The sequence below is a fragment of the Mahella sp. genome (assembly GCF_020054945.1).
GTDB lineage: Bacteria > Bacillota > Clostridia > Mahellales > Mahellaceae > Mahella.
The window spans coordinates 1-7,064 of the sequence record NZ_JAIHAU010000065.1; the positions used below are offsets into that span (position 1 = coordinate 1).

Consider the following 7,064-nt stretch of genomic DNA (forward strand, 5'->3'; position numbering starts at 1 on the left):
GGCTTATACAATATGGCTAAAAAGAATCGACAAAATTTTGTGAACAATATATATGGCTTAAAGCGGTATATACAGTTATAATAATAGCGTTGAATTATTATGCCAGCCCGTAATCGATGCGGGAAATAAAAAGGACGGAGGGGTCTTAATGGCAAGTGTTGTATTAAAGGACATAAGCAAGGTATATGCTGGCGGTGTAACCGCAGTGAGCCACTTCAATTTGGATATTGAAGATAAAGAGTTCGTCGTATTGGTAGGACCGTCTGGCTGTGGCAAGACTACAACTTTAAGAATGATAGCTGGCTTGGAGGAGATCACCGAGGGTGAACTGTATATCGGTGAGCGCTTGGTAAACGATGTGGCCCCTAAGGATCGCGATATAGCCATGGTGTTCCAGAACTATGCTTTGTATCCTCATATGACCGTATATGAGAATATGGCATTCGGCTTAAAGCTCAGGAAAACGCCAAAGACAGAGATAGATAGGCGTGTTAAAGAGGCCGCGAGGATACTGGATATCGAGCACCTGTTGAACCGCAAGCCGAAGGCTTTGTCCGGCGGACAGAGGCAGAGGGTGGCATTAGGCCGCGCTATAGTTCGTGAGCCGCGCGTGTTCTTGATGGACGAACCATTATCCAACCTTGATGCTAAATTGAGGGTTCAGATGAGAACCGAGCTGACTAAGCTACATCAAAGATTAGGCACGACGTTTGTATATGTTACGCACGATCAGACCGAGGCTATGACTATGGGCAGCAGGATAGTGGTTATGAGAGATGGCTTTATACAGCAGGTCGATTCTCCTCAGAATCTTTACGATTCTCCGGCTAATCTGTTTGTCGCAGGTTTCATAGGCAGTCCGGAAATGAACTTTATCGATGTTACGCTTATATCAGAAGGCGGTGCCGTATACGCTGCGTTTAGCGACCAAAAGATAAGGATACCCGAGGGCAAACTCAAGAAATTGGTCGATGATTCATATATAGGCAAAGAGGTAGTGCTGGGTATCAGACCGGAAGATTTGCACGATGAAGAGGTATTTATAGACAGCGTGCCCGATGCGGTAGTGACGGCCGCCGTCGATGTGGTGGAATTGTTGGGTGCCGAGACATTGCTTTATCTGACGGTAGCAGGCAATAATATGATAGCGCGCGTCGATCCTCGCAGCACTGCAAGAGCCGGTGATACAATAAAGATAGCATTAGACCCGAACAGAATACATTTATTTGATAAAGAAACCGAAAAAACCATATTGAATAGATAACGCTTTTTAGCACAAAATAAAAAAGCAGAAAATATCCCCAAGGATAATTTTTCTGCTTTTTTTATTTACAGGTTTATGATATAATACGCGTAAGGGTGATGTGATGTTAACCAATAAACAAATGCAGCAGCTTGTCGAGGATGCGGCTTTTAATCTTTCTATACCGATAAGCCTGATAGAAACCGGCGGCAATATCCTGGCGAGCAGCAGAAGAGACCAAATAAGGGCTATAGATAACATCGTGCAGACTGAAGGAGATGTTATAGCCAAGGCCGGGTTTATGGTAAGGGACGGCGTATCTTATTATGCTGTTTCTCTGTCAAACTATAAGCCGTTATATATACGTATGGACGGGCAGGGCGAGGCTGTGCGCCGGTATTGCTATTTGTTTAAGGCTTTGTTAGAACTGTATGATAAGATGCCCGAGCAGCATCTTACAAAGGAACAGTTCATACATAGGCTTTTGCTGGATCAGGTTCCTCCGGCTGATGTGCCTGTATATCTCGATGATTTTAGGGTGGAGCGCAAGCTCAAACGCTGCGTGTATCTGATAATGGCCTATGATAAAGAGGACGAGGTGTACAGTGTATTGTCCAAAGCCTTTCCTCGCTCGCATAAGGATATGATAATCCGTATGGATACCAAGAATATAGTACTTGTAAAAGCTGTTGAGGATGAAGAGGATGAGGCTTCGGCCGACGATGATCTTATACAGATGGGATCGGCCATATCCGAGAGCATGCTCAATGAGCTTTCTGTAAATGTAATAGTAGGCGTGGGCTCTATAAAAGATGATATCATGCAGATAAGGCAATCGTATATCGAGGCGCAAAAGGCCATAGATATAGGCAGAGCATTTGATAACGGCAAGAAAGGCCTATATGTTTATGATAAACTCTTCATAGAAAAGCTGCTGTTCAATATATCGCCCGAAAAATGCCAAGAGTTTTATGATAGGGTTTTTAAAGGGGAAGAATTTGACTTCTTAAACGAAGCTATGATTCAAACGGTGCAGAAACTCTTTGAAAATAGCCTGAATTTAAGCGAAACGTCCAGACAATTGTATATACATAGAAATACTCTGGTTTACAGGCTGGACAAGATCCAAAAATATACCGGTTTGGATCTGCGCAATTTCGATGACGCAGTGACATTCAAACTGGGGCTGATGATAGGAAGGTACTTGGGATATATTAAAAATTAAGGGGCTATTTTAGTTGATGATCCGATTGGTTAATGTTTCTAAGGTTTATGATAACGGTGTTACGGCATTATCGAATGTTAATATAAATATAAAAGCAGGGGATTTTGTGTTTTTGGTGGGTCCAAGCGGGGCTGGCAAAACTACTATAATAAAACTGCTGCTGAAAGAGATAGAGCCTACAAGCGGAGATATATTTGTAAACGATAAGAATGTTACTGTTTTAAAACGCAAGGAAATACCATATTTCCGCAGAAATATAGGTGTGGTATTCCAGGATTTCCGGTTGTTGCCCGACAGGAATGTGTACGATAATATAGCTTTTGCTATGCAAGTGGTGGGCACACCTTCAAAAGAGATAAGGCGCAGGGTGCCGCTTATGTTAAGCTTGGTCAATCTTAGCAGCAAAGCTTATGCTTATCCCAATGAGCTTTCGGGCGGCGAGCAGCAGCGGGTGGTATTGGCCCGCGCTATAGCCAATAATCCGCCTGTATTGATAGCTGATGAGCCGACCGGTAATCTGGATCCGGATACCGGATGGGACATAGTCAACCTTTTAAGCGAAATAAACCGCAGAGGTACAACGGTTATAATGGCCACACACGCCAAGGAAATAGTCGATGCGATGCGCAAGCGCGTTATAATCTTAAAGAAAGGAACGGTGATAAGCGATCAGGAAAAAGGGGTGTATTTAGATGATGTTAAGTAACATAGGCTATTATATTAAAGAGGGATTTAACGGTATTCTCAGGCATAAGGCTATGAGCATGGCCGCTATTATATCTATCATTATAGCCCTCTTCATGTTGGGCAGTATTATAGTATTTGGCTTAAATGTAAGCAATGTCATAGGCGATATGGAATCCAGTTTGGAAGTAATAGTATTTTTGAAGGATGATATGTCTGACCAAGCGATCGAGCGGTTGGATGGCGAACTTAGAAATATGGAAGGTATCGCAGATGTAAGATATATTTCTAAAGCCGATGCCTTTGGAAAGTGGAAAGAGCAGTTTGGAGATCAAAGCGATTATCTGGAAGGTTATACCGCTGAGGATAATCCGCTGCCAAGGTCGTACGAAGTAAGGCTTAAAGAGCCGTCTTATGCGGATGACGTGGTAAATGCTCTAAATGGAAGGGAGGGGATAGAAAAGGTTCAATATAATAGTGAGGTTGCTGATACGTTGAACAGATTGGTCACCGCAGTGCGTTGGATGGGCTTGATTATAGTAGGTATATTATTGGTAATCGCTGTAGTTATAATAATGAATACCGTCCGTTTGGCCGTATTCGCCAGGCGCAACGAGATAAATATTATGAAATACATAGGAGCGACCAATTGGTTTATACGTTGGCCATTTATCATCGAAGGCGCGGTTATAGGTCTGACAGGCTCTATACTTTCGTTAGCGCTTTTAAAAATGCTTTATGATTTTGCTGTGAGTAAACTGAGCAGCATATTGAACATGGTGAACTTTATACCAGTAAATGATGCTATGAATATAGCAATGCTTATCATAATGGTTACTGGCATTGTAGCCGGTATAATAGGCAGTGCCGTTTCGATAAGGCGTTATCTGAAAGTTTAAGAAGGAGAGATTTACAGGAGGATTTGAATGATGCAAAGGGTTATAGCTATCCTTATAGCGATGGTCTTAATCTTGGGGGTGACGGTGCCGGCTATGGCGGCCGGATTGGACGATAAAAAAGAAGAGCTGGAAGACGTAGAGCAGGATATGTTAAGCACGCAGGATGCTTTAGAAGATGTGAAATTAAAACAACAGGATGTGAGCGTCCAGTTGGAAAAGCTCGATAAACAGCTCGAACAAAAGCAGGCCGAATTGGACAAGGCTAATGCGGATCTGAATGAGACAGAAAAGCAGCTTGAGGAAACCGAAAAAGCATTGGAGCAGGCCATAAAAGAGGCTGAACACCAGCAACAATTGTTGGATAGCCGTGTGCGTGCCATGTATATGAATGATCAGTCCAGCATTCTGGAGATGATATTATCGGCACAAAGCGTTAGTGATCTCATAATGCGAGTGGAGATGGCCGTTAAAATAACTCAGAGCGATAACGACCTTTTGACGCAAATGCGTAAGCTGCAAGATGATATAGCCCAAAAAAAACAAGCCATCGAAGAACAAAAATTACATATAGAACAGCAGAAGCAGCTCATTGTTGAGGAAAAGAAAGATATAGAAAGCAAGCGCACCGAAAAAAACAAGCTTTTGGCTGATTTAGAGCAGCAGAAGGAATCATATGAAAAAGCGCTGAATGAGATGGAAGCCCAATCAAAGGAACTCGAGGGTGTTATAAGGAAGCTTCAGGCCGAGGAGGAGGCAAAACGTAAGGCTCAGACTCAGAAGAGTACTCCCAGCAGGGGCGGATCGATAGTGGCTACCGGTCGGTTTACATGGCCTGTTCCGGGTTATTCGAGAATATCATCACCGTTTGGCTATAGAGTACATCCCGTATTAGGCGTAGGTAAGTTACATACAGGTACTGACATAGCAGCACCAAGCGGTGTGAACGTTGTGGCTGCCGACGGAGGAGTGGTCATACAGTCCGGCTGGCTCGGTGCGTATGGGAAGGCTGTGATAATAGACCATGGCAACGGGATATCCACGCTTTATGGACATAATTCATCGCTGCTGGTGAGCGTTGGCCAGGAGGTATCGCAGGGACAGGTAATAGCCAGAGTCGGTGCGACCGGATTGGCAACCGGACCGCACAGTCATTTTGAAGTACGCATTAACGGCGTGCCGACTGATCCGATGCAGTATTTCAAGTAATAGATTTTATTTCCAGCTTGACATAATATTCAATACATTGTAGAATTAACGTAGCATAATACACATATGCTACGTTAATTCTACAATGGGCCTTATGCATTTTCAGGTTTGAAGATGGAATTGCTGTTGATTGTAAAAATGGAATACAGTATAATATTATAATAGGAAGATATTCTTCCGAAAAGAGAATCATAAAAACAGCGAGAGAGATTAGATTAATTTTTCGTGTATTTTATTGATGGATTAGGAGGTGTGCATTATAGAATCTAGCTTGTGGGATATCCTATATATAGTAGTAGGTTTGGCTATTGGGATATTAAGCGGCTATTACTACCGCAGAACGATAGCTGAAGCTAAAATCGGTAAAGCCGAAGAAAGGGCTGCGGATATAATAAATGAGGCTAAGAAAGAAGCCGAAGCAGCCAAGAAAGAAGCTTTACTTGAAGCTAAAGACGAGATCCACAAGCTGCGCAGTGAATTTGAAAGAGAGAGTCGTGAAAGAAGAAACGAGAATCAGCGTATGGAGCGCAGGTTGCTTCAAAGAGAAGATGCTCTTCAAAAAAAATCTGATGGTTTGGATCGACGTGAGGAAACCTTAAACAAGCGTCAAAAGGAATTGGATAAGTTAGAGGAAGAGATCCGACAACTGCATAAAAACGAATTAGCCGAATTAGAACGTGTGTCAGGGATGACGACCGAGCAGGCCAAAGAAGTGCTGTTAGCCAGCATAAGGGAAGATGTGGAGCACGATGCCGTAACACTTATAAGGGATATAGAAAACAGGGCCAAAGAAGAGGCCGAGAAAAGGGCAAGGATAATAGTAGCAGATGCTATACAGCGATGCGCTGCCGATTATGTACCGGAGGTTACGGTTTCAGTAGTCCCGCTGCCCAACGATGAGATGAAAGGTCGTATAATAGGCCGCGAAGGTAGAAATATACGTGCGCTGGAGACGGCTACCGGTATTGATCTCATAATCGATGATACGCCTGAAGCGGTTATATTATCAGGCTTTGATCCTATAAGGCGCGAAGTGGCGAGGATGGCTCTGGAAAAACTTATAGTAGATGGACGGATACATCCGGGACGCATAGAAGAAATGGTAGAGCGTTCCAGAAAGGAATTGGATGCAAAGATCAAAGAAGAAGGCGAACAAGCAGCATTTGAGGTAGGGGTGCATAATCTGCATCCTGAGATCATCAAATTGCTTGGCCGCTTAAAGTATAGGACCAGTTACGGTCAAAATGTGTTGAAGCATTCAATAGAAGTAGCTCTATTAGCAGGCGGCATGGCGGCTGAATTAGGAGCGGATGTTGCTATAGCGAAAAGGGCGGGTTTATTGCATGATATAGGCAAAGCTGTCGACCATGAGGTGGAAGGCCCTCATGTTCAGATAGGCATAGATATAGCCAAGAAGTATAGGGAAAGTCCGGCAATAATACACGCTATAGCAGCCCATCACGGTGATATAGAGGCTAACTCCATAGAAGCGGTGCTTGTGCAAGCCGCTGATGCTATTTCAGCGGCCAGACCCGGAGCTCGGCAAGAAACTATAGAAGCTTATTTGAAGCGCTTGGAAAAACTCGAAGAAATTGCAAATTCATTCGCAGGTGTGGATAAATCATATGCCATACAAGCAGGGCGCGAGGTGCGCATAATAGTAAAACCCGAAATGATAAACGATGCGGACGCCATGAGGATGGCCCGCGAGATAGTCAAACGTATAGAAAAAGAAGTAGAATATCCTGGACAAATAAAAGTTACAGTAATTCGCGAGAGCAGAGTTGTAGAATACGCAAAATAAGGG

At 43.5% G+C, this 7,064-nt stretch carries 6 protein-coding genes; all 6 read left to right on the forward strand.

Annotation, left to right across the window (positions count from 1 at the left end):
• The first annotated feature begins 148 nt into the window (after positions 1–148).
• The 6 genes from ugpC (at position 149) to rny (ending at position 7,061) form a co-directional block, all read left to right on the forward strand.
• Positions 149–1,264 carry a sn-glycerol-3-phosphate ABC transporter ATP-binding protein UgpC gene (ugpC, locus tag JG770_RS10135; protein WP_291958564.1) on the forward strand — a complete coding sequence of 372 codons (1,116 nt, stop codon included), beginning with the start codon at positions 149–151 and terminating at the stop codon, positions 1,262–1,264.
• A gap of 103 nt (positions 1,265–1,367) precedes the next feature.
• Positions 1,368–2,468 carry a helix-turn-helix domain-containing protein gene (locus JG770_RS10140; RefSeq protein ID WP_291958567.1) on the forward strand — a complete coding sequence of 367 codons (1,101 nt, stop codon included), beginning with the start codon at positions 1,368–1,370 and terminating at the stop codon, positions 2,466–2,468.
• A 16-nt stretch (positions 2,469–2,484) separates the two neighbouring features.
• Positions 2,485–3,174, forward strand: a complete 690-nt coding sequence (ftsE, locus tag JG770_RS10145) for a cell division ATP-binding protein FtsE (RefSeq protein WP_291958570.1) — start codon at positions 2,485–2,487, stop codon at positions 3,172–3,174.
• Entirely contained in the window at positions 3,161–4,051 is an 891-nt protein-coding gene (ftsX, locus tag JG770_RS10150) for a permease-like cell division protein FtsX (RefSeq protein ID WP_291958573.1), read from the forward strand. Before ftsE ends, ftsX begins: the two co-directional genes overlap by 14 nt.
• A gap of 27 nt (positions 4,052–4,078) precedes the next feature.
• Positions 4,079–5,257: a peptidoglycan DD-metalloendopeptidase family protein gene (locus JG770_RS10155; RefSeq protein ID WP_291958575.1), complete on the forward strand. Its 1,179-nt coding sequence runs from the start codon at positions 4,079–4,081 to the stop codon at positions 5,255–5,257.
• Between the two features lie 259 nt (positions 5,258–5,516).
• The gene (gene rny, locus JG770_RS10160; RefSeq protein WP_363321000.1) at positions 5,517–7,061 is read left to right on the forward strand and encodes a ribonuclease Y; all 1,545 of its coding nucleotides are present in this window, start codon (positions 5,517–5,519) and stop codon (positions 7,059–7,061) included.
• Positions 7,062–7,064 lie beyond the last annotated feature (3 nt).